This window comes from Nocardioides sp. LMS-CY (assembly GCF_018732145.1).
In the GTDB taxonomy this organism is placed as follows: Bacteria; Actinomycetota; Actinomycetes; order Propionibacteriales; family Nocardioidaceae; genus Nocardioides; species Nocardioides soli.
Map to the genome: position 1 here is coordinate 1079460 of NZ_CP076104.1, position 21705 is coordinate 1101164.

Here is a 21705-nt window from a genome sequence, read left to right on the forward strand (position 1 = left end):
CGGGCCGGCGGGGCGGGCGTCAGCCCGCCAGCTCGGTCAGGAACTCGCTGCAGCCCACCTCGAGCTTGTACGTCGCCAGCTCGTCGCCCCGGGTCGTGCCGCGGTTGACGATCACCACCGGCGTGCCGGCCCGGGCCGCCCGGCGCACGAACCGCAGCCCCGACATCACGGTCAGGCTGGAGCCGGCGGCCAGCAGCACCCCCTCGCACTCGGCCAGGGCCTCGACCGCGGCGTAGCACCGCGCGACCCGCGGGGGCGGGACGTTCTCGCCGAAGAACACGACGTCGGGCTTGAGCACGCCGCCGCAGCCGGCGCACCCGGGCACCACGAAGCCGGCGGTCTCGTCGAGGTCGACGTCGCCGTCGGGCCGCGACGCCGCCGCGGCGTGGCGCTCGGCGAAGCCCGGGTTGAGCTCCGCGAGCCGCTCCTGGAGCGCGACCCGCGACGACCCGGCGCGGCAGTCGAGGCACACGACGTCGGCGATCCGGCCGTGCAGCGCGACCAGCCGCGGCGTGCCGGCCCGCTCGTGGAGCCCGTCGACGTTCTGGGTGATCAGCAGCTCCGGCGCGAGCCGGGCCAGCGCCCGGTGGCCGGGGTTCGGCCCCGCCCCGCGCATCCGGCCCCAGCCGAGGTGGCTGCGCGCCCAGTAGCGCTGGCGGGCGGCCGGGCCGGAGACGAACTCCTGGTAGGTCATCGGCGTCCGGTCGGGGGCACCAGGCCCGCGGTAGTCGGGGATGCCGGAGTCGGTGGAGAGGCCGGCACCGGTCAGCACGACCAGCGGCCGCTCGCGCAGCAGCGCGAGCGCGTCGGCGTACGCCGGCGTCGTGGGCGTGGTGGCGGGCGCCAGCGTCACCGGGCGTACCGGAGCTCGGCGCGGGCCCGGGCCTTGGCGGCCTCGACCTCACGGTTCTTCGGCGGCGCGGTCGTCACCAGCTCGTCGAGGAGGTGCTGGGTGAGGTGCGCGATCTCGGCCACCGCGCGGTCGAAGGCGGCCTGGTTGGCCTGGGACGGCTTGGTCGTACCGCTGACCTTGCGGACGTACTGCAGCGCCGCGGCGGTGACCTCGTCGCGGCTGGCCGGCGGCTCGAAGTTGTTCAGCGGGCGGATGTTGCGGCACATGCCCCGAGCGTACGTCGGCCCGGGCCGGCCCCGCTGTCTGCTCGGGCGTCTCAGGCGGGGGTGTCACAGTGGATCCATGCCTGCAGCACGCGAGCTCGACCTGGTCCTGTTCGGGGCGACCGGCTTCACCGGTGAGCTGACCGCCGCCTACCTCGCCCGGCACGCGCCGGGCGACCTGCGCTGGGCGCTCGCCGGCCGCAACCGGCCGAAGCTGGAGGCCGTGCGCGGCCGCCTCGCCGAGATCGACGCCGCGCTCGGTGACCTGCCGCTGCTGCACGCCGACGTCGAGGACCCCGCCTCGCTCGCCGAGGTGGCCGGCCGCGCCCGGCTGGTGATCACGACCGTCGGCCCCTACGTGACGTACGGCGAGCCGCTGGTCGCCGCGTGTGCGGCGGCCGGGACCGACTACGTCGACCTCACCGGCGAGCCGGAGTTCGTGGACCGGATGTACCTGCGCCACCACTCGACCGCGGTGCGCAGCGGCGCCCGGATCGTGCACGCCTGCGGCTTCGACTCGGTGCCCCACGACCTGGGCGTGCTGCACGCCGTGCAGCACCTCGCCGCCGAGGGGCCGGTCACCGCTCGCGGCGTGGTGCGGGCGGGCGCGGCGTTCTCCGGCGGCACCTTCCACTCCGCGATGACGGCGCTCTCGCGGGCCAAGCAGATCAAGGAGGTGACCGAGGAGCGCAGGCGCGTCGAGCCCCGGCCGGAGGGCCGCCGCTCCCGGGCGGTCGCGGGCAAGCCGCACCGCGACCCGCTGCTCGGCTACTGGCTGCTGCCGCTGCCGACCATCGACCCGATCGTGGTGGCCCGCAGCGGCGCGGCGCTCGCGGCGTACGGTCCCGACTTCCGCTACTCCCACTTCGCCGGCACCCGCACGCTGCGGTACGCCGTGGGCGGGGCGGCCGCCGTCGGCGCCATGGTGCTCACCGCGCAGGTGCCGCCGCTGCGGCGGCTCGCGCTCGACCGGGTCAAGCCGGGCGAGGGGCCCGACCCGGCCCGCCGGTCGCGGTCGTGGTTCAGCGTCGACGTCGTCGCCGAGGGCGACGGGCGCCGGGCGCACACCCGGGTCTCCGGCGGCGACCCGGGCTACGACGAGACCGCGAAGATGCTCGCCGAGTCGGCGCTCTGCCTCGTGCTCGACGACAACCCGCCCACCGCCGGCCAGGTCACCACCGCGCAGGCGATGGGCGACGCGCTGCTGGCCCGCCTGCGCCCCGCCGGGCTGCGCTTCGAGGTCGTCGCGTAGGACGCCGTCTTCCACCCGGAACGGGTGACCCCGGCCGGCGGCCCGGGTGCTTGTCTGGTCCCATGACCGAGCCAGAGGAGAGCCCGGCCGCCCCCGCGCATCCGGGCCAGCAGCGCACCAAGAGCGCCCGCACCATCGGGATCATCATCGCCGTGCTCGGCGCGATCTTCCTGGTGGCCGGCGTCGCGACCTACGCCATCGTCTCGAACACCCTCGCCCAGGAGCACATCACCGTCTCCGACGACGCCCGCTGGTTCGCGGGCAAGGACGTCAAGGGCCCGTTCACGGCGTACTCGCAGGCCGACATCATCGCCACGCACGCCGAGGAGATCGCGGGCGGCAAGACCTACTCCGAGCTCGCCCAGGACGACCCCAACCGCGCCACGGTGATGAACGCGTCGTTCCTCCGCGCCAGCCTGTTCACCTCGGTCGTGGCGTTCGGCGTCGCGGCGTTCGTGGCCGTGATGGGCGTCGTGCTGATGCTGCTCGGCTGGGGGCTGGTCCGGCTCAGCGGGCCGCGGTCCGCCTGAGCGCCGGCTCGTCCGGCGGGCGTCTTGCCGTCCACCCGGGGCGGTCGTGTCGTCGCTTCATCAAGGGATGAGGGCGGAGCGCCGCGTCCCTGGTCGAGCTCACCCGGGTGAGCGCGGGTCGACCTTCATCCCTTGATGAACCTGCGACCCCGAGACCCGAAGACCCAGCCCCACCCGACGTACACCTGCGAACGGAGCCCCGGATAGGGGAGGATCGGGGCATGTCCGAGGAGACCGTCGGGATCGTCGGGGGCGGCATCGTCGGCCTGGCCGTCGGTCGCGAGCTCACCCGCCGTCGCGCGGGGGTGCGGGTCGTGGTCTTCGAAAAGGAGGACCGGCTGGCCGCGCACCAGACCGGCCACAACTCCGGCGTCGTGCACGCGGGCATCTACTACCGGCCCGGCAGTCTCAAGGCCGAGCTGTGCACCCGCGGCCGCGCGCTGCTGCGGGACTACTGCGCCGATCACGGCCTGCCCTACGACGAGTGCGGCAAACTGGTCGTCGCCGTCGACGCCGACGAGCTGGGCCGCTTCGCCGCGCTCGAGCAGACCGCGCGGAGCAACGGCGTGCCCGGTCTGCGCCGCGTCGACGGCGCCGGCATCGCCGAGATCGAGCCGCACGCCGCCGGCATCGCCGCCCTGCACTCGCCGCACACCGCGATCACCGACTACGTGGCGATCGCGGAGCGGATCGCGGCGGAGATCGCGTCCGCCGGCGGCCGGATCCGGCTGTCGACGACCGTGACCGGCGCCGTGCGCGGGCCCGGCGGTATCGACGTCCTCTGCGGGGCTGAGCGACACCGCGTCGACCGCCTCGTCGTGTGCGGCGGTCTGGAGTCCGACCGCCTCGGGGTGCTGCTCGGCGGACCGAGCGCCCCGCGCATCGTGCCCTTCCGCGGGGAGTACATGGCCGTCGTGCCCGAGAAGCAGGACCGGGTGCGCGGCATGATCTACCCGGTCCCCGACCCCCGCTACCCGTTCCTGGGCGTGCACTTCACCCGCCGGGTGACCGGTGGGCTCGAGGTCGGGCCCAACGCGTTCCTCGCGCTGAGCAGGCGCGCCTACGGCCGCGCGTCGTTCGCGGCCCGCGACCTCGCCGACACCCTGACCTGGCCGGGCTTCTGGCGGTTCGCGGGCGAGCACTGGCGCACCGGCCTCACCGAGCTGCGCGGGGTGCTGTCCGCGTCGGCGTACATGCGCGACGCCCAGCGCTACGTGCCCTCGATCGGCGCCGCCGACGTACGCCGGGCCGGTCTCGGGCTGCGCGCCCAGGCCCTGGAGCGCGACGGCTCGCTGGTCGACGACTTCGTGATCCACCGGGCCGACGGCATCACCAGCGTCCGCAACGCGCCGTCGCCCGCGGCGACCTCCAGCCTCGCGATCGCCGAGCACGTCGTCGACCGCATGAGCTGACGGCCTACCGGCGCCGGAGCGCCGCGAGCCGGCGCCGCAGCCGGCGCACGGGTCCGGGGCGCGGTGCCTGCGTCCGCCGCGTGCGTCGCAGCCGCCGGACGGTACGCCGCAGCCGGCGCACCTGGCGGCGGTGTCCCCGCCGTTCCACCCGGTGGGCGCGCACGGCCGCGGCGGCCAGCGCCTCCAGGGTGGTGGCGGCCACCTCGACCGGCACCTGGGCGATCGGCTGCGGATCCGCGCCGGGGTCGTCGTCGGGCACGCGCAGGGCGTCGACGTCGCCCACGATGCGCACGCCGAGCCCGGGGAGCTCGGCCAGCCGGGCCTCGGACAGCACCCGCACCCGGTCGAGCGCCCACCCGGGCAGCCGCTCCCGGTCGGCGGTCGCCTCGTCCGGCTCCGGGGAGAGGACCAGGGTGCGCACGAGGCCGCGGGTCAGCAGGGCATGGCGCTGCGGCTTGCCCCAGCGCTCCCGGTGGAAGGCGACGTTCAGCCGCCGGACCAGCTCGGTCTCGGTGCGGCTGAGCGAGCGGTTCGTGCGGGTGGGCGTCGGCTCCAGCAGGCCCTCCGGCAGCCCCATCAGCTGCTCGAACGCCCGGGGCAGCATCGCGTGGTCGCTGCCGGGCACCAGCAGCGTGACGTTCTCGGGACCGACGATGTCGGCCCAGCGGCGCAGCAGGGCGACGGTGTCGTGGCCGCGCCAGACGTTGCGCCATGCCCAGTCGTCGGGCCGGTCGTCGAGCACGACCCGCAGCCACTCCTCGAAGGCGCGGGGCTCGCCGCCCTTGACCCGCTGCTGCCACTGGGAGGGAAGCAGCTGGTCGAGCCGGCGCGCCACCGCGACGACGTGCGGTCGCTCGCCGCCCAGCTCCTCGATCACCCGGGTCGCCTGGGCCGAGTCGCTGCGCCCGAAGGCCTCGTGGCTGATCACGACGCTCGACGGCGCGGCCGCCCGGACCTCGTCGCGGTAGGCGTGCCACTCCGCGATGTCGGGCTCGCGTCCGCCGGGCGGCGGGATGGTCCCGAGCCCCGCGGCCGTGGCGTAGACCGGCCGGCCGGCCCGACCGGGATGGACCCAGCCGAGCTCGCGCAGCCGGCCGCGCTCCCGGTGCAGCGCGGACTGGATCGCCGTGGACCCGGTCTTCTGCGGACCGATGTGGATCAGGTGCGTGCCGGGCGGCAGCGGCGGGATCATCCGGGCGGCTCCGTGAGTCGGGGCGAGACGACGTGGCGCTGGCCCCGGGTCGCGGTCGCTCTCGCCGGGCGGCTGCGACGGCCACCGGGCGACCGGGGCTCGGGGGAGTCTACCCAGCCGGCTGGGGGCCGCCCGGCCCGCGTCAGGTGGCGAGGAACGCGCCGAGCACGACGAGGCTCACCGTGAGCAGCCCGAGGATCGCCCGGAGCGCCCCGGCGGCGCGGCTGCCGCGGCGTACCTGCGCGTCGAGGTGCGCGTCGGCGCCGGCCTCGAGGGCGCGCCGGCGGAGCCGCGTCATCCGCCGGGCCTGGACGACCGCCACCGCGAGCAGCGCGACCAGTGCGACGGCGAGGACCGCGGTGAGGACGAGCAGCGGGTCGCGCTCGTGATCGCGCACCAGGACCGCGCCGGCGGCGAGGGCGATCGCCAGCGCGGCGACCCCCACCCCCAGGTACGAACGGCCCAGCGCCCGGAAGAACGCCACCCGGTCGGCGGGCCGCAGCGTGGCCCGCGCGGCGCGGGCGACCACGCCGATCGCGACGTACCCGCCCACCCACACGCTCACCGCGAGGACGAACACCGCGAGCACCACGGCGTGGGCGGTCTGCGACATGACGGGCGCCGGTCCGTCGCGGCTCAGCCGAGGGCCAGCGCCGGGCGGCGCTGGTGGACGGTCAGGTAGCGCAGCCCTCCGGGGCCGGAGACGAAGCGGCGACGGGAGCGGCGCGGCAGCCAGACCAGCGCCCCCGGCGCCAGGTCGAGCGTGTCCTGCTCGGTGACGAGCTGCCCGGCCCCCGCCAGCACGTGCAGGAGCACGTCGAAGTCGGGACCGGTGCGGGCCTCGACGGAGGCGCCGGGCGCGAGCGTGCGGACGTCGGCGTCCAGGTCGCGCTCGCGGATCTGGAGCCGCCACCCGGCGGCCGACGGGTCGGGTGCCGCGTCGGCACCCGCCAGGAGCGTGGTGTCCGCCAGCAGGCGGGGCAGGGGAGTGGTGGTGAGCTTGGTGATCCGGATCCGCCAGTCGCGGGGCTCGCGGCTGAGGTACTCCCAGTAGTGGCTGCCCGGGTGCTCGGCCTCGAACTCGTCGTGGAGATGCCGCGGGTCGTGGTCGTTGACCAGCACGAACGCCGCGCCGGCGGGCAGCGCGGCGTACGTCGCGAAGATCGCCGGATGCTTGTCCGGCTTGCGCAGCCCGCGCACGTCGAGCTCCTGGATCCGGCCCCCGGCCGCGGTCGTCGTCACGAGCTCCTCCTGACCACGTTTATACAAGATTGAGTTGTGTAAACTCTAGGACATCATGAGGCGAGGGGACAGCCCCGATCCCGGGGCTACGGTGGCCAGGTGACCGACATCCGGGCACAGCGGCTCTACGACGTCGAGACCGACGGCCGGGTCCACGTCCTGGTCGATCGGCTCTGGCCGCGCGGCGTGCGTCGCGACGACCCGCGCATCGACCGCTGGTGCCCCGACGTCGGCCCCTCCCACGAGCTGCGCCGGTGGTACGCCCACGACGTCGCGCGGTTCCCGGAGTTCGCCGACCGGTACCGCGCCGAGCTGCAGTCCGACGCGGGCCGCGCCGCAGCGGAGCGGCTGCGCGAGCTCGTCGGCGACCGACCGGTCAGCCTGCTGACCGCGGCCCGCGACCTCGAGCACAGCCAGGCGGCCGTCCTGGCGCGGCTGCTCGGCGGCTGAGCCGCGTCACTCGCCACGATGTCGCGGAACCTGGTCGCCACGATCAACATCGGCGCGACGGGTACCAGCATCACCAGCTACCTCGGTGCCTCGGCCCGCGGCCAGCACGTCGTGGGACGCGCCGGCCGCCTCCGAATGCGACAGCACGCCGAGCAGGAGGAATCCGATCGCGGACAGGACGCCGGCGACGAGCGCGTAGCGGGCACGACTGCGGACGACGCCACCGATGTCGGCGATCTGGCCGGACCGGTGTCGCCGCCGACGGTTTTCGCGCGTCGTCGCTCTGGGTTCGTGTCGTGTCCTGACTGTGCGGCTCCGGTGGCGGTGCCGGAATCGGTAGGGGGTCGGCTGCGCGAACGTGCTCGGTCTGGATGCGTTCGGGGACGAGTGCGGCGGGGTCGCTACCCCGGATCCGACTCCTGATCGGGCAACGCGGTCGACGTCCCGGCCGCGATCGCGTCGAAGTAGCGGAGCATCTCGACCGGGAAGGGCAGCACGAGCGTCGAGTTCTTCTCGGCGGCCACCTCCACCATCGTCTGGAGGAGGCGCAGCTGGAGGGCCGCCGGCGTGTCCGCCATCGCGGCCGCCGCCTGGGAGAGCCGCTGCGACGCCTGGTACTCGCCGTCGGCCGTGATCACCCGGGACCGCCGCTCCCGCTCGGCCTCGGCCTGGCGCGACATCGACCGCTTCATGGTCTCCGGCAGCTCCACGTCCTTGATCTCGACGCGGTCGATCTCGATGCCCCAGGGAGCGGCCGGGCTGTCGAGCATCACCTCGAGGCCCTGGTTGAGCTTCTCCCGGTTGGACAGCAGGTCGTCGAGCTCGCTCTTCCCGATGATCGAGCGCAGCGAGGTCTGCGCGACCTGGGCGATGGCGAACGCGTAGTCCTGGACCTCCACGACGGCCCGCAGGGGGTCGACGACCCGGAAGTAGACGACCGCGTCGACCCGGACGGTGACGTTGTCGCGGGTGATGCCGTCCTGCGCCGGCACGGGCAGCGTCACCACCTGCACGTTGACGCGCGTCATCCGGTCCGCGACGGGGACGAGCAGGGTCATGCCGGGGCGCCGTGGCTGAGGCTGGACGCGGCCCAGCCGGAACACCACGCCGCGTTCCACCTGCTTGACGACGCGCACGGAGGCGAGCCAGCCCGCAACGGCCAGCGTCGACAGCACCGCCAACACGATCCACACGACATCCACGGCGACCTCCGTCAAGCAGGAGAGCCTCGCCTTCGAGGATACGCCGGAGGCAAGGTCCCGGTCGTCGCGCGCGCATCCGGCGGAGCGTCGCCGACCGGGTGCCGGGACGGGCGAGCTCGTTCACGCGGTGGGGCGGCCGGTCTGCTCGGGCCAGTAGTACTGGGAGGGCGTGGCGCGCGCACCGAAGATCGCCTGGCCGACCCGCACGCAGGTAGCGCCCTCCTCGACCGCGATCTCGTAGTCGCCCGACATGCCCATCGACAGCTCGCCCGGTCCGATCAGGTCGGGGTCGCTCTCGCGGGCCCGATCGCGCAGCGTGCGGAGCAGGCGGAAGCAGGCCCGGATCCGGTCGGTGTCGGGGGTGAGGAGGGCCAGCGTCATCAGGCCGCGCACGCGCAGGGCGGAGTAGGGGGAGAGCGCGGCCAGGAAGGCGGGCAGCTCCTCGGGTGGCAGCCCGAACTTGGAGTCCTCGGCCGACGTGTTCACCTGCACGTGGACGTCGAGCCTGCGCCCGGCCGCCTGGAGCCGGCGGTCGAGCGCCTCGGCGACCCGGAGCCGGTCGAGGGCCTGGAACTCGGCAGCGAAGCTCGCCACGTCCTTGGCCTTGTTGGTCTGCAGATGGCCGATCACCGACCACGCCACGGGGAGGTTCGCGAGCGCGCGGTGCTTGCGGAGCGCCTCCTGCACCTTGTTCTCACCGAGCAGGGTGGCGCCGGCGGCGACGGCCAGGCGGATCCGGTCCTCGGGGACGGTCTTGCTGACGGGAAGCAGCCGCACTTCGTCCGGGTCGCGGTCGACGCGCCGCGCGGCGCCGTCGATGCGGTCGCGGACGGCGGCGAGGTTCCGCTCGACGTCGGCGACGGTGCGGGCCGTGGGGTAGTGCGGCTCGGGCTCGAGGGGCCCCGGTTCGTTTGGCATAGGTCATATGTTAGCGTTGGCCTATGCCAAACTGGAGCGAGGGGGAGTCGACGGTGACCGCGCCGATCGCCGGGACCACCGCGAGTGAGATCGCGGCCAGCGTCCGCGCTCACGTCGACAGCGGTGCGCTCCGCCCCGGGGCGCCGCTGCCGCCGGTGCGCCAGCTCGCCGACGTGCTCGGGGTCAACCGCAACACGGTCGTCTCGGCCTACCGCCAGCTCGTCCGGGCGGGCGTCGCTCGGACCCGCGGCCGGGCCGGCACCACCATCGCCGAGCGCAGCGACGGCCCCGAGGAGGGGTTCGCGCGCGACACCGAGCTGCGCGACGTCGGCCACGGCAACCCGGACCCCCGGTTGCTGCCGGACGCCGCGGCCGCGCTGACGGCGTCGTCGGCGCCCCCGACGCTGTACGGCGAGTCGGTGATCGACCCCGAGCTGGCCGAGTGGGCGACCCGGTGGATCGCCACCGACCAGCCACGGGACTTCCGGCTGACCCTCACCCACGGCGCGGTGGACGCGGTCGAGCGGCTGCTCGCCCAGGCGCTCACCCAGGGCGACGCCGTCGCCCTGGAGGACCCGTGCTTCCTGGCCAGCATCCACACCGTCCGCCTGGCGGGCTACCGCACGATGCCGGTGCCGATGGACGAGGAGGGGATGACGGTCGCCGGCCTGCGCGCCGCCCTGAGCGCGGGGGTGCGTGCCGTCGTGTGCACGCCTCGCGCCCACAACCCCACGGGGACCAGCCTCAGCGCCGCCCGGGCGGCCGAGTTGCGGGCGGTGCTCGCCGAGCACCCCTACGTGCTCGTGATCGAGGACGACCACTTCTCCCGGCTGTCCACCACCGATTACCACAGCATCATCGGTCCCGAGCACGCCCGCTGGGCACTGGTCCGCTCGGTCTCGAAGTTCCTCGGCCCCGACCTGCGGCTGGCCTTCGTCGCGTCCGACCCCGAGACCGGAGGGCGGCTCGCGGCCCGGATCAGCCCCGGTACGACGTGGGTGAGCCACCTCCTGCAGCGGCTGGCCCGCACGCTGCTCCTCGACCCCGCGGTCGGCGGTGCGGTCTCCGCGGCGGGCGCGCACTACGCCGAGCGCAACGCGGCCTTCGTCGCCGGGCTGGCCGCCCACGGGGTGGCCGCTCGCGCCGACGACGGGCTCAACGTATGGGTCGACGTCCGGGGCGACGCCGCTCGGGTCGGTCAGCGGCTGATGCGGCGCGGGTGGCTCGCGCGGATCGGCGACGACTTCGCGCTCGCGGAGGACGGCCCGTCGGCACACCACCTGCGGCTGACGGTCCACGCGCTCGACGCCGCGACGGCGGAGCAGCTGGTCGCGGACGTGGCGGCCGCGGTCGCAGGGAGTCCCGTGGTGTCCGGCGAGACGTCGACATGAGCACGTCGACATGAGCACGTCGACATGAGCACGTCGGTCGTGGGCTCGTCGCCGGTCTCGGCGATGCCCTGCACCTGAACGACCCCACCCGGTGGAGTGGCCGAGAGGCAAGGCCGCGGTCTGCAGCACCGCGTACGCAGGTTCGACTCCTGCCTCCACCTCGACATCGCCTCGACATCCGCCCTGACATTCGCCATGCCCCTGAGAGGACACCATGACCGTCACCGACCCCAGCCCGATCGCCCACGTGCTCGACGCGGATCTGGGCGACGTCGACCCCGCGATCGCGGCGGTGCTGGACGCCGAGCTCCGCCGGCAGCGCTCCGGCCTCGAGATGATCGCCAGCGAGAACGTCGCACCCCGGTCGGTGCTCCAGGCCCAGGGATCGGTCCTCACCAACAAGTACGCCGAGGGCTATCCGGGCCGGCGCTACTACGGCGGCTGCGAGCACGTCGACGTGGCCGAGCGCCTCGCCATCGAGCGGGCGCAGGCGCTGTTCGGTGCCACGCACGTCAACCTGCAGCCGCACTCGGGCGCCCAGGCGAACGCCGCGGTGCTCGCGGCGATCGCCCAGCCGGGCGACGTCCTGCTCGGCCAGGAGCTCTCCCACGGCGGCCACCTCACGCACGGGATGCGGGCCAACTTCTCCGGGAGGCTCTACGACGCGCGCTCCTACGGGGTCGACCGCACGTCGTACCGGCTCGACATGGACCAGGTGCGCGAGCGGGCGCTGGCCGAGCGGCCGCGGGTGCTCGTCGCGGGCTGGTCGGCGTACCCGCGGCACCTGGACTACGCCGCCTTCCGAGCGATCGCCGACGAGGTCGGGGCGGTGCTGTGGGCCGACATGGCGCACGTGGCGGGGTTGGTCGCCACCGGCCTGCACCCCGACCCCGTCCCGTACGCCGACATCGTCACCACGACGACGCACAAGACACTCGGCGGGCCGCGCGGCGGCCTGATCCTGTGCGGGGCGGAGTGGGCGCGCGCGGTGGACTCGGCGATCTTCCCCGGCCAGCAGGGTGGTCCGCTGATGCACGTCATCGCGGCCAAGGCCACGGCGCTGCTGCTGGCCGGCAGGCCGGAGTTCCGCGAGCGGCAGCAGCGGGTGCTGCGCGGGGCCGAGATCGTCGCCGAGCGCCTCAGCGCTCCCGACGTGGCGGCGGCCGGCATCTCCGTGCTCACCGGAGGGACCGACGTCCACCTGGTCCTGCTCGACCTGCGCGACGCCGCCCTGTCCGGCCTCGACGCCGAGCGATGCCTCGGCGATCTCGGCATCACCACCAACCGCAACGTCGTGCCCTTCGACCCGCGGCCGGCCTCGGTCGCCTCCGGGCTCCGGCTCGGGACGCCCGCCCTGGCCGCCCGCGGCTTCGGCGATGCGGCGTTCGCCGAGCTCGCGGACGTCGTCGCCCAGGCGCTCCTCGGCGCCGCCGGCCCCGACTCCCTGCGCGCCCGGATCGACCGGCTGGTGGCCGAGCACCCGCTGTACGCCGGCGAGCCCGCCCGCCCCTGAGCATCCCCGCCCCCGATCAACCTCATCGAGAACAGGAACCAGCCCGATGTCCCTCGTCAACACCACCGTCCCGCCGTTCCGTGTCCACGCCTACCAGGAGGGTGCCTTCCGCGAGGTCACCGACGAGGACCTGCGCGGCCGGTGGAGCGTGATCGTCTTCTACCCCGGCGACTTCACCTTCGTATGCCCGACCGAGCTCGAGGACCTCGCCGACCTCTACGAGGAGTTCCGCGCGATCGGCGTCGAGGTGTACGGCGCGTCGACCGACAGCCACTTCGCCCACAAGGCGTGGCACGAGACCTCGGCCGCCGTCGGCAAGGTCCGCTACCCGTTGCTGGCCGACCCCGCGCTCCGGCTCTCTCGGGCCTTCGGCGTCCTCGTGGAGGAGGACGGCCAGGCCCTGCGCGGCACCTTCGTCATCGACCCCGAGGGCACGATCCGGACCGTCGAGGTGCACGACGCCGGGATCGGCCGCGACGCCGCCGAGCTGCTGCGCAAGGTCAGGGCGGCGCAGTACATCACCGCGCACCCGGGCGAGGTCTGCCCCGCCAAGTGGGACGAGGGCGCCGACACCCTGACGCCGTCCCTCGACCTGGTGGGCAAGCTCTGATGCTCGGCCCCGATCTCCGGGCGCAGCTCGCCGTGCACCTGCAGCACCTGCGGACGCCGGTCGAGCTGGTCGCCGACCTGGACGACGGCGCGGCCTCGCATCGCACCTGGGAGCTGCTGAGCGAGATCGCCGAGGTGAGCCCGCTGGTGTCCGCCGTCCGGGGCGTCCCCGATCGGGACGCGCGCATCCCGTCGTTCCTCGTGACCCGACCGGGGGAGGACGTCGGGGTCCGGTTCGCGGGCCTTCCGCTGGGCCACGAGCTGGCCTCCCTCGTGCTGGCGCTGCTGCACGTCGGCGGCCACCCACCCCAGGCGGACGCCGACCTGCTCGCGCGCGCTCGTGCCCTGGAGGGGCCGCTGCACTTCGAGACCTACTTCTCGCTGACCTGCCAGAACTGCCCCGACGTCGTGCAGGCGCTCAACACCCTGAGCGCCCTCCACCCCCAGGTGTCGCACACCGCGATCGAGGGCGGCGCGTTCGCGGCGGAGATCGAGGAGCGCGGGGTGCTGAGCGTGCCGGCGGTCTTCCTCGACGGAGAGCCGTTCGGGCAGGGCCGGATGGGGCTGGCCGAGATCGTCGCGCGGCTCGACCCGGCGTCCGGCGAGCGAGAGGCCGCCGACCTCGCCGCCCGTCCGCCGTACGACGTCCTGGTGGTCGGCGGCGGTCCGGCCGGCGTGACCGCGGCGATGTACGCCGCCCGCAAGGGCATCCGCACCGCGCTGCTGGCCGAGCGGATGGGCGGCCAGGTGCTCGACACGGCGGGCATCGAGAACTTCCCCTCCGTGGTGCGCACCGAGGGGACGCACCTGGGCGCCGCGCTGGAGAGCCACGTGCGCGAGCACGACGTCGACGTGGTGGTCGCGCACCGCGCTACCTCCGTGCGCCCGCCGGAGCAGCCCGGCGCGCCGATCGCCGTCGATCTCAGCAACGGCGCGACGCTGGCCTCGCGCACGGTCGTGATCGCCACCGGCGCCCGCTGGCGGCGGCTCGGCGTGCCCGGCGAGGAGGAGTACCTCAACCGCGGCGTCACCTTCTGCCCGCACTGCGACGGGCCGCTGTTCCGGGGCAAGCGGGTCGCCGTCGTCGGTGGCGGCAACTCCGGGGTCGAGGCCGCGATCGACCTGGCGGGCCTGGCCGCACACGTGACCCTGCTCGAGTACGACCGCGTCCTGCGCGCCGACGCGGTCCTGCAGCGAACCCTGCGCGGCCTGTCCACGGTCGACGTGGTCACGTCGGCGGAGACGGAGGAGGTGCTCGGCGACGGGCACCGGGTCACGGCGCTGCGCTACGCGAGCCGCGACGACGGCAGCATCCACGACGTGCCGGTCGACGGCGTGTTCGTCCAGATCGGGCTGCTGCCCGCCACCGACTGGCTGAGCGGCGTCGTCGGCCTCAACGAGCGGGGCGAGGTCGTGGTCGACGACCGCGGTCGCACGGACGTCGCGGGCGTGTTCGCGGCCGGCGACTGCACCGCGGCGCCGTACAAGCAGATCGTGACCTCCGCCGGCGACGGCGCCACCGCGGCGCTGTCCGCCTTCGACCACCTCATCCGGTCGCCCGAAGGCGCCCGCGCCGGGTGATCAGACGCGCTCCGTGGGGAGCGGCCTCGTCACCTCACGAGCCGCGGTAGATCCGCAGGTGCTGGTCGGCGGTGTTCGCCCAGGAGTAGCGCGCCGCCACCCGCGGGCCGTGGTCGGCGAGCCGCGTGCGGGTCGCCGGCTCGTCGAGCAGCCGGGCCAGGCCGGCCGCGAGGTCGGCATCGTCGCCGGCCCGGGTCATCACGGCGTCGACGTCGGGGGTCAGGAACTCGCCGAACACCTCGAGGTCCGAGCTCACCACGGGGAGGCCGGCGGCCATCGCCTCCAGGATCACCAGGCCCCAGCCCTCCTTGAGCGAGGGGAAGGCGAAGCCGTCGGCGGCGTGGAGCCAGTCCACCACCGCGTCGTCGGAGAGGGTGCCGAGCAGCACCAGGTCCCGCCCGAGCGCCAGACCCTGGGCCTCCAGACCACCGAGCACCTCCTCGCGGTAGGCGCGGTAGTCCTGGAAGGAGTGGCCGCCGATGACGGCCAGCATCGGCGGATCCGGCCGGGTGTGCCGCAGCCGGGCCAGCGCGTCGACGAGGTGCCGGCTCCCCTTGCGCGGCTCGATGCCGCCGATGGTCAGGTAGAGGAACCGGTCCTCGGCGCCGATCTCGGCGCGCAGCTCCTTGCGCCGGACCGCGTCGAGCGTCCCGGCGAACCGATCCGCCCGCACGCCGTTGGTCACCACCCGGGCCGGTACGTCGTACTCCTCGGCGAGCAGCCGGCGCCAGAGCTCGCTGACCACCAGCACCTCGTCGGGCTCCTCGATCGCCGCGCGCTGGCAGTCGATCAGCGCCTGCGTGGTGAAGTCGTCGACATGGTGCACGGTGCGGATCAGCCGGAAGCCGGCACCGGCGTCGCGGACCCGGGCGGCGGCCCGGGCGGAGATGCAGTCCTGGCTGTGCACGATGTCGAAGCCGGGCCCGATCCGGCGCAACGCGTCGGTGAGGGCGGCGATCGAGTCGAAGACCCGTTCCTCGAGGGTCGGCGCCGGCGGCGGCGACTCCACGAGGTGCACCGGCACCGCGGTGGGGCGGAAGAACCCCCGACCCGCCTCGGCGAGCGCGACCACCGTGACGTCGGCGCCGCGGGCGCTCAGCGCCTCGGCCAGCTCGAGCGTGTGCACGACGCCGCCGCGTGGCTTGACCGAGTAGGTGGTGAGTGCGATCCGCGTGCTGCTCATCCGGGGGACCTCACAGCTCCTGCGCGACCAGTGCGGGGTCCCGCAGTGAGATCGCCGCACCCGCCAGCGCGGCCCGGGCGGCGGTCGGGGCGACCACGCAGCCCGCGGCGCGGAGGGTGGCGACCTGGGCGGCCCGGTCCTGGGGGTCCAGGTCGGTGCCGAGGACGTAGGCGACCACGACCGCACCGGACGCGATGACCTTCTCGACGGCCGGGGCGAGCATCCCGGCGGGATCCGCGTGGGCACCGTCGCCGATGACCACGTCGAGCAGGACGGCGGCGACCGCGGGGTCGTCGGCCTGCTGGTGGAGGAACTCCACCCGGGCCTGCGGGTCGATCATCGGGTGCGGCCGGCCCTGGGTGTACTCCTCCTCCCCGAGGTCGAGGAGCAGGTGGTCGCCGGGCGCCGCCGTCTCGGGGGTCAGCCCCTTCTCGAGGGGGACGTTGGAGTGGATCGGTCCCAGGTGCGGCGTCACGATGGTCAGCGCCTCGTAGCAGAGCGTGCCCCCGCTGTAGAGGCCCACGAGCTTGCGCCGGTCCTGGGGGAGACCGGTGATCGCGGTCGCGACCTGCTCGCCCAGGTCGCCGACCAGATCCGGCTCGGTGCCCCCGGCCAGGGCCAGGGTGCGGACGGCGCCGGCCTCCAGGGTGTTCACGACACGCACGTGATCGGGTGCGGCGAGCGTCTCCTGCAGGCCCATCAGCGCCGCCACCATCGGCTTCCGCACGATGCCGAGCAGCCGCTCCGCGACCTCCCGGGACGGGGGCTTGGAGACGAGGAGGATCGCCTCGGTCCGGTCGTCGGCGTCGAGGGCGCGCAGCGCCGACTCGGCCATCAGCCCGTCCACGTCGGGGGAGAGGTCGCGGCCACCGACGCCGATGACGTGTGTGACGCCGACGCCCCAGCCGTGCAGCAGGCTCATCACCTCCTGCGCACCGGTGCCGGCGGCGGCCACGACGCCGACCGGCCCCGGGCTGACCCGGTTGGCGAAGCCGAGACCGACCCCCGCGAGCATGGCGGTGCCGGCGCCGGGGCCCATCACCAGGCGGCCGAGCGCCCGGGCCCGCTGCTTGAGCTCCACCTCCTGGGGGAGCGGGACGTTGTCGCTGAAGAGGAGCACGTCCAGGCCGGCCGTCAGGGCCTTGTGCGTCTCGAGGGCGGCGTAGGCGCCGGGCACCGAGACGATCGCGACGTTGGCCGCCGGGTGCTCGACCAGGGCGGCGCCCAGGTCGGCGGCCGTGCGCTCGACCTCGTCCTGCTCGGCGGACCCCGCCTCGAACAGCGTGGCCTCGGCCACGGCGAGTGCGCGTTCGGCGCTCTCCTCCGAGTCGGCGGTCGCGGCGATCACGAGATCGTTGGCGACGGCGCCCGTGAGGCCCTCGGTGATCCCCTGCTCGGCCAGGGTCTCCAGGTTGGCCGGGGTGGCCATCAGCGCCCACCCCCAGTCCACGCCGGGCGACTCGAGGACCGCTCTGGTCGCCTCCAGGAGGCGGACGCTGTCCTTGTAGGCGTTCTTCCGTACCGTGACGCGGGTGGTCATCCGACAGGCTCCTCGACCAGGTGCGCGGGGACATCTTCGGGCAGGATCCGGGTGCCACGCTCACCCTCGACGATGCCGTGCGGCTCGTCGAGGGTGGCGTACACCAGCTCGGGGGTGGTGATCGCCGCGAAGCGGCGGGCGCCGGGCGGCGAGCCCGCCACGAACTCGATGGCGGCGCTCATCTTGGGGCCCATCGACCCCGGGGGGAACTGCCCGTCGACCAGGTGCCGCCGAGCATCGCCGACGCTCATGTCGGCGATCGCCCGCTCCGTCGGCGTTCCGAAGTCCAGCTTCACCGCCGGCACCCCGGTGACCATCACCAGTGCGGTCGCTCGTGCGGCGACCGCGATGCGCTCGGCGGCGAGGTCCTTGTCGATCACCGCGTCGACGCCGCGATGCACGCCGTTCTCGCGCACGACCGGGATGCCGCCGCCGCCCGCGGCGACCACGATGTTGCCCGCCGCGGTCAGGGTGGCGATCGCGTCGGCCTCGAGGATCGCCCGGGGTACGGGGGAGGGCACCACGCGCCGGAAGCCGCGACCCGAGTCCGGCACCATGGTCCAGCCACGGGTCCGGGCGAAGTCCTCGGCGACCTGCTGCTCGAAGAACGGGCCGATCGGCTTGGTCGGGTTGGTGAACGCCGGGTCGTCGGCGTCGACGACGATGTGGGTGACCACCGAGACGGCGCCGGAGATCTCGGCGGCGCACACCTCGTGCAGGGCGAGGCAGATCAGGCTGCCGAGCGCCCCCTGGGTCATCGCGCCGAGCGAGTAGAGCGGCAGTGCGGGCACCAGGCGGGCGCCCTCCTCGTGCTGGATCGCCAGGTTGCCCACCTGGGGTCCGTTGCCGTGCACGATGACGATCCGCCAGCCCTTGCGCAGCAGGGAGCGCACGGATCTGGCCATCGCGAGCGCGTTGCTGTACTGCTCCTCCAGCGTCCCGCGCTGGCCCTCCCTGGTGAGCGCGTTGCCACCGAGGGCGATCACGGCGACCTCGTTCATCTGGGGTCTCAACCTCCCGGTCAGGTGCGGTCCGCTGCAGACACCATGACAGAGGACGTGTCGTATAGTAGACACACGTTCCCGGAACGAGCCAATGAGGCGAGGCATGGAGGCCGCGATGGACGAGCTGACGGTGCGCACCCTGGTGGCCGGCTGGCGCTCGGCCGAGCAGTCCCTCTACTCGCTCGGTGGCGGCGATGTCGAGCGCTATCAGCGTGCGATCCGACTGGTGCGCGCCCTGGTCGACCGGCTCGCCGACGTCGAGACCACCGACGAGCTCGTCGACCGGTGGTCGGAGGCCGAGCGACTGGCGGCCGAGGTGGCCGACGAGGCCGGCCTGCCGCCCGGGGCGATCGTGGCGGACCAGGTCGCGGGCGCGGCCTTCTCGCTGCGGCACCAGAGGGTCGTGGCACTGGAGGCGCGACGGGCGCGCGTGGACCGGATCGCGGAGGCGCGGGCGGAGGGTGGCGCGTGGGTGGACATCCATCGGTCCCGTGCGGACGCCGTCGAGTACGGCGCTCCGGTGGTCGAGGTCCGCATGCACCTCCCGAGCGGGCTGGCGGTCCAGCGGGTCGACCAGCCGGCGCTGGGCTCGGGGCTCGAGTGCTCGTGGGCCCTGGAGGTGCTGGCGCTGGAGCCGGAGACGGGTGATCACGCGATCGCCGACCCGCCGGCCGCGCTGCTGGCGATGGTCGGTGACTACGCCGACGAGGAGTCTGCTCGCGATGCCGAGGCCGCACTGGTCCGCGCGATCGAGGCGTACGGCCCCGAACGTGTCGGATAGTAGACGGCATCTCTTGCGAGAACTACAGTGAGACAGCGCCTACCGGGAAGGACCACCGTGACCCAGACGGCATCGAGCAGTGGACCCGTCACCACTGCCGACGACGCAGGTCGCCTCAGCGACCTGATCCTCCAGCTCCAGGAGAAGGGCCTACGGATCAGTGGTCCCTTGGAGCGGCGCCCCGGCGGCGCCGGACCCTCCGACGCCGGGATGATCTGGGTCGAGGGGAGTCCGGTGACGGTGCCGGTCGACGCCGGCTACGTGGGCGACTCCCCCTACGAGATGCTCAGCGAGGACTCGGGGCACGGCATCTACCGCGACGGGGTCCGGCTCGCCTCGGCCACGCCGGCGAACCGGCCCCGGTTCTACGACCTGTCCACGGCCGACGGGACGCCGTACTGGAAGCTCGCGCTGATGCACCTGGACTCCTTGGCCAGCACGGTGCTGCAGACCTGCGCCTACTGGGGCAACGACGACCAGTGCCGGTTCTGCGGCATCGGCGTCTCCCTCGACTCGGGCAGCACGGTCAAGGTCAAGCGCCCCGAGCAGCTGGCCGAGGTGGCGGTCGCCGCCCGTGACCTCGACGGCGCGGTGGACATCACGCTGACGACGGGGTCGACGTACGGCAAGGACCGCGGGGCCTTCTATGTCAGCAAGTGCGGCCAGGCGATGAAGGAGGCCAGCGGGCTGCCCGTGGAGGTGCAGTTCGAGCCGCCCACCGATCTCGCGGTGATCGACACGGTGCGCGACCGCGGCATCGACAGCCTGGGCATCCATGTGGAGTCGTTCGACCCCCAGGTGCTCGCTCGGGTCGCGCCGCCGAAGGCTCGCACCGGCATCGAGCGCTACTTCGAGACCTGGGAGTACGCCGTCGAGCGGTTCGGCGAGGGCCAGGTCACCACGTACGTGATCCTCGGGATGGGCGAGGATCCCGAGCTGACGATCGAGGGCTGCAAGCGGGCCGTGGACATCGGGGTCTACCCGTTCATCGTGCCGCTGCGCCCGGTGCCGGGGAGCCTGATGGCCGATGCGGTGCCGCCGGCGGCCGACTACACCGAGCGGATCGCCCGCGCCGTCGCGCCGGAGCTGGTCCGGCGGGGGCTCACCGCCGACAAGGTCGCCGCCGGCTGCGCCCGCTGCCAGGCGTGCTCGGCCCTCGGCTCGCTGGAGCGGTCGATCCAGCTCGGGATGCCCTCCATGCCGGGCGGGATCCCCGCCCGCAGCGCGTCCTGAGGCCGGCGATGAGTGCGAGGGGCGCCGTCGTCGAGTCCCCGACGATCGCCGTCTGGGCGGCCGGAGTCACCGATCGCGCCGCGCACTACGCCGTACGGCATCGGGTCTTCGTGATCGAGCAGCGGATCATGGAGTTCACCGACATCGACGCCCATGACGCGGATCCCGCGACGGTGCACGTCCTCGCCGCGGAGGGCGACGAGGTGGCGGGCACGGTCCGGCTCTACCGCCTCGGTCCGGGGCGCTGGCGTGGGGACCGCCTGGCGGTGCTGCCCGAGCACCGGTCCTCGACCGTCGGCGCCGAGCTGGTCCGCTTCGCCGTGACCGCCGCCGCCGCGGCCGGCGGCGAGGTGATGGAGGCGCAGATCCAGCTGCCCAACGTCCGCTTCTTCGGCCGGCTCGGCTGGCGCGCCATGGGCGACCCGGCTCCGTACTGCGGCTTCGACCACCAGCTGATGCACTTCGACCTGACCGAGGCGGAGGCCCGGAGCTGGCCGCCTCGCCCGGTCGGGCTGCGGTGATCAGGCCCAGAGGCCGGTCACCGACTCGCGGGCGAGGTCCATCAGCACCTCGTGCTCCGAGCCCTGCGTCAGGACCACCTGGCTGGACTCGGTGACCTCACCGACCGCGGCACAGGTCAGGTGGGGATGGGCGGCGAACCGGTCGAGGCACTCCGGCACCCGGTCGGCGGCCGCGGTCAGCCAGAAACTGTAGGTGGGGAACGAGACGGCCCAGCGCAACGGGTCGACGCCGGAGGGGATCGGCATGGCGTCCAGGTCGACGACCGCGCCGTGCCGGGTGAACTCCAGGAGCATCGCGAGCGACCCGAGCGGGCCGGCCATCGACACGTCCTTCGCGGCGACCGCTGCGCCGGACTCGGCCACGCCGGCCAGCAGCCGGACGTCGTCGGCGAGCGTCTCGCGCTGCTGCTCGAGTGTGGTGAAGAACGGGAAGTCGCTGCGCATGGTGCCGTGCAGGCAGGACAGGAGGAGCAGGGCCTGTCCGGGTCGGACGTGGGCCATCGAGAGGGGTGCCCGGGTCTGGCCGAGGGCGAAGGCGGACAGGGAGGCGTCGCCGTCGCTGGCGGTCAGGTGGCCGCCGACGATCGGCACCCGGTAGATCGCCGCGGCGTCGCGCATCCCGTCGAGCACCCGGTCGACCTCCGCCGCCCGTCCCACCAGCGTGTTCACGATCGCATGGGGGACCGCGCCCATCGCGGCGATGTCGTTGACGTTGGCCAGCACCGCGGCGATGCCGGCGCCGTAGGGGTCCGCGGTGACGAAGGCGGGTGCGATCGCCTCGCCGCAGACCACGGCCCGGGCGCCGTCGAGCTCCACGACCGCGCCGTCGTCGCCGGGGCCGTGCAGGGGATCGTCGGTGCCGACGATCCGTCGGACTCCTGCGATGTGCCGCTTCCCGGTCACCCCGCTGTGCTCGCGGACCACCCGCACCACGTCGGCCAGGTCCGGCCGTGCCGGGTGGGCGGTCGGGGGACTGAGCGGTGCTGTGTTCGCCATCCGACGTATCGTATAGTAAACGTCAATGTCGTTCGAGAC

At 74.1% G+C, this 21705-nt stretch carries 22 protein-coding genes and 1 tRNA gene; 12 read left to right on the plus strand and 11 right to left on the minus strand.

Annotation, left to right across the window (positions count from 1 at the left end; genetic code table 11):
• Positions 1-19: 19 nt before the first annotated feature.
• A complete protein-coding gene (locus tag KM427_RS05195; RefSeq protein WP_215526494.1) occupies positions 20-853 on the minus strand; it encodes a Sir2 family NAD-dependent protein deacetylase in 834 nt (277 codons plus the stop codon).
• Positions 850-1119, minus strand: coding sequence for a DUF2277 domain-containing protein (locus KM427_RS05200; RefSeq protein WP_183592930.1), 270 nt, complete (start codon positions 1117-1119; stop codon positions 850-852). Before KM427_RS05200 ends, KM427_RS05195 begins: the two co-directional genes overlap by 4 nt.
• A gap of 76 nt (positions 1120-1195) precedes the next feature.
• On the opposite strand from KM427_RS05200, the gene KM427_RS05205 reads away from it, so the two are divergent.
• The 3 genes from KM427_RS05205 to lhgD all read left to right on the plus strand — a co-directional run bounded on the left by KM427_RS05205 (position 1196) and on the right by lhgD (position 4310).
• Positions 1196-2368: a saccharopine dehydrogenase family protein gene (locus KM427_RS05205; protein WP_215526495.1), complete on the plus strand. Its 1173-nt coding sequence runs from the start codon at positions 1196-1198 to the stop codon at positions 2366-2368.
• A 62-nt stretch (positions 2369-2430) separates the two neighbouring features.
• The gene (locus KM427_RS05210) at positions 2431-2898 is read left to right on the plus strand and encodes an aromatic ring-opening dioxygenase LigA (RefSeq protein WP_252275079.1); all 468 of its coding nucleotides are present in this window, start codon (positions 2431-2433) and stop codon (positions 2896-2898) included.
• Positions 2899-3119: 221 nt separating this feature from the next.
• Positions 3120-4310: an L-2-hydroxyglutarate dehydrogenase gene (gene lhgD / locus KM427_RS05215; protein WP_215526496.1), complete on the plus strand. Its 1191-nt coding sequence runs from the start codon at positions 3120-3122 to the stop codon at positions 4308-4310.
• A gap of 4 nt (positions 4311-4314) precedes the next feature.
• On the opposite strand, the gene KM427_RS05220 is transcribed toward lhgD, so the two are convergent.
• The 3 genes from KM427_RS05220 to KM427_RS05230 form a co-directional block, all read right to left on the minus strand.
• Entirely contained in the window at positions 4315-5502 is a 1188-nt protein-coding gene (locus KM427_RS05220) for a hypothetical protein (protein ID WP_215526497.1), read from the minus strand.
• A gap of 142 nt (positions 5503-5644) precedes the next feature.
• Entirely contained in the window at positions 5645-6115 is a 471-nt protein-coding gene (locus KM427_RS05225) for a hypothetical protein (protein ID WP_215526498.1), read from the minus strand.
• A 23-nt stretch (positions 6116-6138) separates the two neighbouring features.
• Positions 6139-6744: a DUF2249 domain-containing protein gene (locus KM427_RS05230; protein WP_215526499.1), complete on the minus strand. Its 606-nt coding sequence runs from the start codon at positions 6742-6744 to the stop codon at positions 6139-6141.
• Between the two features lie 99 nt (positions 6745-6843).
• On the opposite strand from KM427_RS05230, the gene KM427_RS05235 reads away from it, so the two are divergent.
• The gene (locus KM427_RS05235; protein ID WP_252275081.1) at positions 6844-7194 is read left to right on the plus strand and encodes a DUF488 domain-containing protein; all 351 of its coding nucleotides are present in this window, start codon (positions 6844-6846) and stop codon (positions 7192-7194) included.
• A gap of 401 nt (positions 7195-7595) precedes the next feature.
• Here KM427_RS05235 and KM427_RS05240 read toward each other — a convergent pair whose 3' ends face one another.
• Together KM427_RS05240 and KM427_RS05245 are read right to left on the minus strand one after the other, a co-directional pair.
• Positions 7596-8411, minus strand: a complete 816-nt coding sequence (locus KM427_RS05240; RefSeq protein WP_252275082.1) for a slipin family protein — start codon at positions 8409-8411, stop codon at positions 7596-7598.
• Positions 8412-8516: 105 nt separating this feature from the next.
• Positions 8517-9314: a YggS family pyridoxal phosphate-dependent enzyme gene (locus KM427_RS05245; protein ID WP_215526500.1), complete on the minus strand. Its 798-nt coding sequence runs from the start codon at positions 9312-9314 to the stop codon at positions 8517-8519.
• 23 nt (positions 9315-9337) lie between these two features.
• Between KM427_RS05245 and KM427_RS05250 the strand changes: the two genes are divergently transcribed.
• The 5 genes from KM427_RS05250 (at position 9338) to ahpF (ending at position 14408) form a co-directional block, all read left to right on the plus strand.
• Positions 9338-10705: an aminotransferase class I/II-fold pyridoxal phosphate-dependent enzyme gene (locus KM427_RS05250; RefSeq protein WP_215526501.1), complete on the plus strand. Its 1368-nt coding sequence runs from the start codon at positions 9338-9340 to the stop codon at positions 10703-10705.
• A 90-nt stretch (positions 10706-10795) separates the two neighbouring features.
• A tRNA-Cys gene (locus KM427_RS05255) sits at positions 10796-10866 on the plus strand.
• A 53-nt stretch (positions 10867-10919) separates the two neighbouring features.
• Positions 10920-12218 carry a serine hydroxymethyltransferase gene (glyA, locus tag KM427_RS05260; RefSeq protein WP_215526502.1) on the plus strand — a complete coding sequence of 433 codons (1299 nt, stop codon included), beginning with the start codon at positions 10920-10922 and terminating at the stop codon, positions 12216-12218.
• A gap of 46 nt (positions 12219-12264) precedes the next feature.
• Entirely contained in the window at positions 12265-12828 is a 564-nt protein-coding gene (gene ahpC / locus KM427_RS05265; protein WP_215526503.1) for an alkyl hydroperoxide reductase subunit C, read from the plus strand.
• Positions 12828-14408, plus strand: coding sequence for an alkyl hydroperoxide reductase subunit F (gene ahpF, locus KM427_RS05270; protein WP_215526504.1), 1581 nt, complete (start codon positions 12828-12830; stop codon positions 14406-14408). The genes ahpC and ahpF overlap by 1 nt, the downstream gene beginning before the upstream one ends.
• A 34-nt stretch (positions 14409-14442) precedes the next feature.
• Here the strand turns inward: ahpF and KM427_RS05275 are convergent, their stop codons facing one another.
• Genes KM427_RS05275 through KM427_RS05285 form a run of 3 tightly spaced genes read right to left on the minus strand, consistent with a single transcriptional unit; the run spans position 14443 to position 18132 of the window.
• Positions 14443-15591 carry an MSMEG_0565 family glycosyltransferase gene (locus tag KM427_RS05275; protein WP_215526505.1) on the minus strand — a complete coding sequence of 383 codons (1149 nt, stop codon included), beginning with the start codon at positions 15589-15591 and terminating at the stop codon, positions 14443-14445.
• Between the two features lie 10 nt (positions 15592-15601).
• Positions 15602-17131: an AllF/FdrA family protein gene (locus KM427_RS05280; RefSeq protein WP_215526506.1), complete on the minus strand. Its 1530-nt coding sequence runs from the start codon at positions 17129-17131 to the stop codon at positions 15602-15604.
• Positions 17128-18132 carry a carbamate kinase gene (locus tag KM427_RS05285; protein WP_215526507.1) on the minus strand — a complete coding sequence of 335 codons (1005 nt, stop codon included), beginning with the start codon at positions 18130-18132 and terminating at the stop codon, positions 17128-17130. The genes KM427_RS05280 and KM427_RS05285 overlap by 4 nt, the downstream gene beginning before the upstream one ends.
• Before the next feature lie 106 nt (positions 18133-18238).
• On the opposite strand from KM427_RS05285, the gene KM427_RS05290 reads away from it, so the two are divergent.
• From KM427_RS05290 to KM427_RS05300, 3 genes are read left to right on the plus strand one after another with little or no spacing between them, the layout of a single operon-like run.
• A complete protein-coding gene (locus tag KM427_RS05290; RefSeq protein ID WP_215526508.1) occupies positions 18239-18916 on the plus strand; it encodes a hypothetical protein in 678 nt (225 codons plus the stop codon).
• Between the two features lie 57 nt (positions 18917-18973).
• On the plus strand, positions 18974-20149 hold the full coding sequence (locus tag KM427_RS05295; protein ID WP_215526509.1) for an MSMEG_0568 family radical SAM protein: 1176 nt from the start codon (positions 18974-18976) through the stop codon (positions 20147-20149).
• A gap of 8 nt (positions 20150-20157) precedes the next feature.
• A complete protein-coding gene (locus KM427_RS05300) occupies positions 20158-20670 on the plus strand; it encodes an MSMEG_0567/Sll0786 family nitrogen starvation N-acetyltransferase (protein WP_215526510.1) in 513 nt (170 codons plus the stop codon).
• Here KM427_RS05300 and KM427_RS05305 read toward each other — a convergent pair whose 3' ends face one another.
• Positions 20671-21666, minus strand: a complete 996-nt coding sequence (locus KM427_RS05305) for an AIR synthase related protein (RefSeq protein ID WP_215526511.1) — start codon at positions 21664-21666, stop codon at positions 20671-20673. It lies immediately after the preceding gene.
• Between the last annotated feature and the right edge of the window lie 39 nt (positions 21667-21705).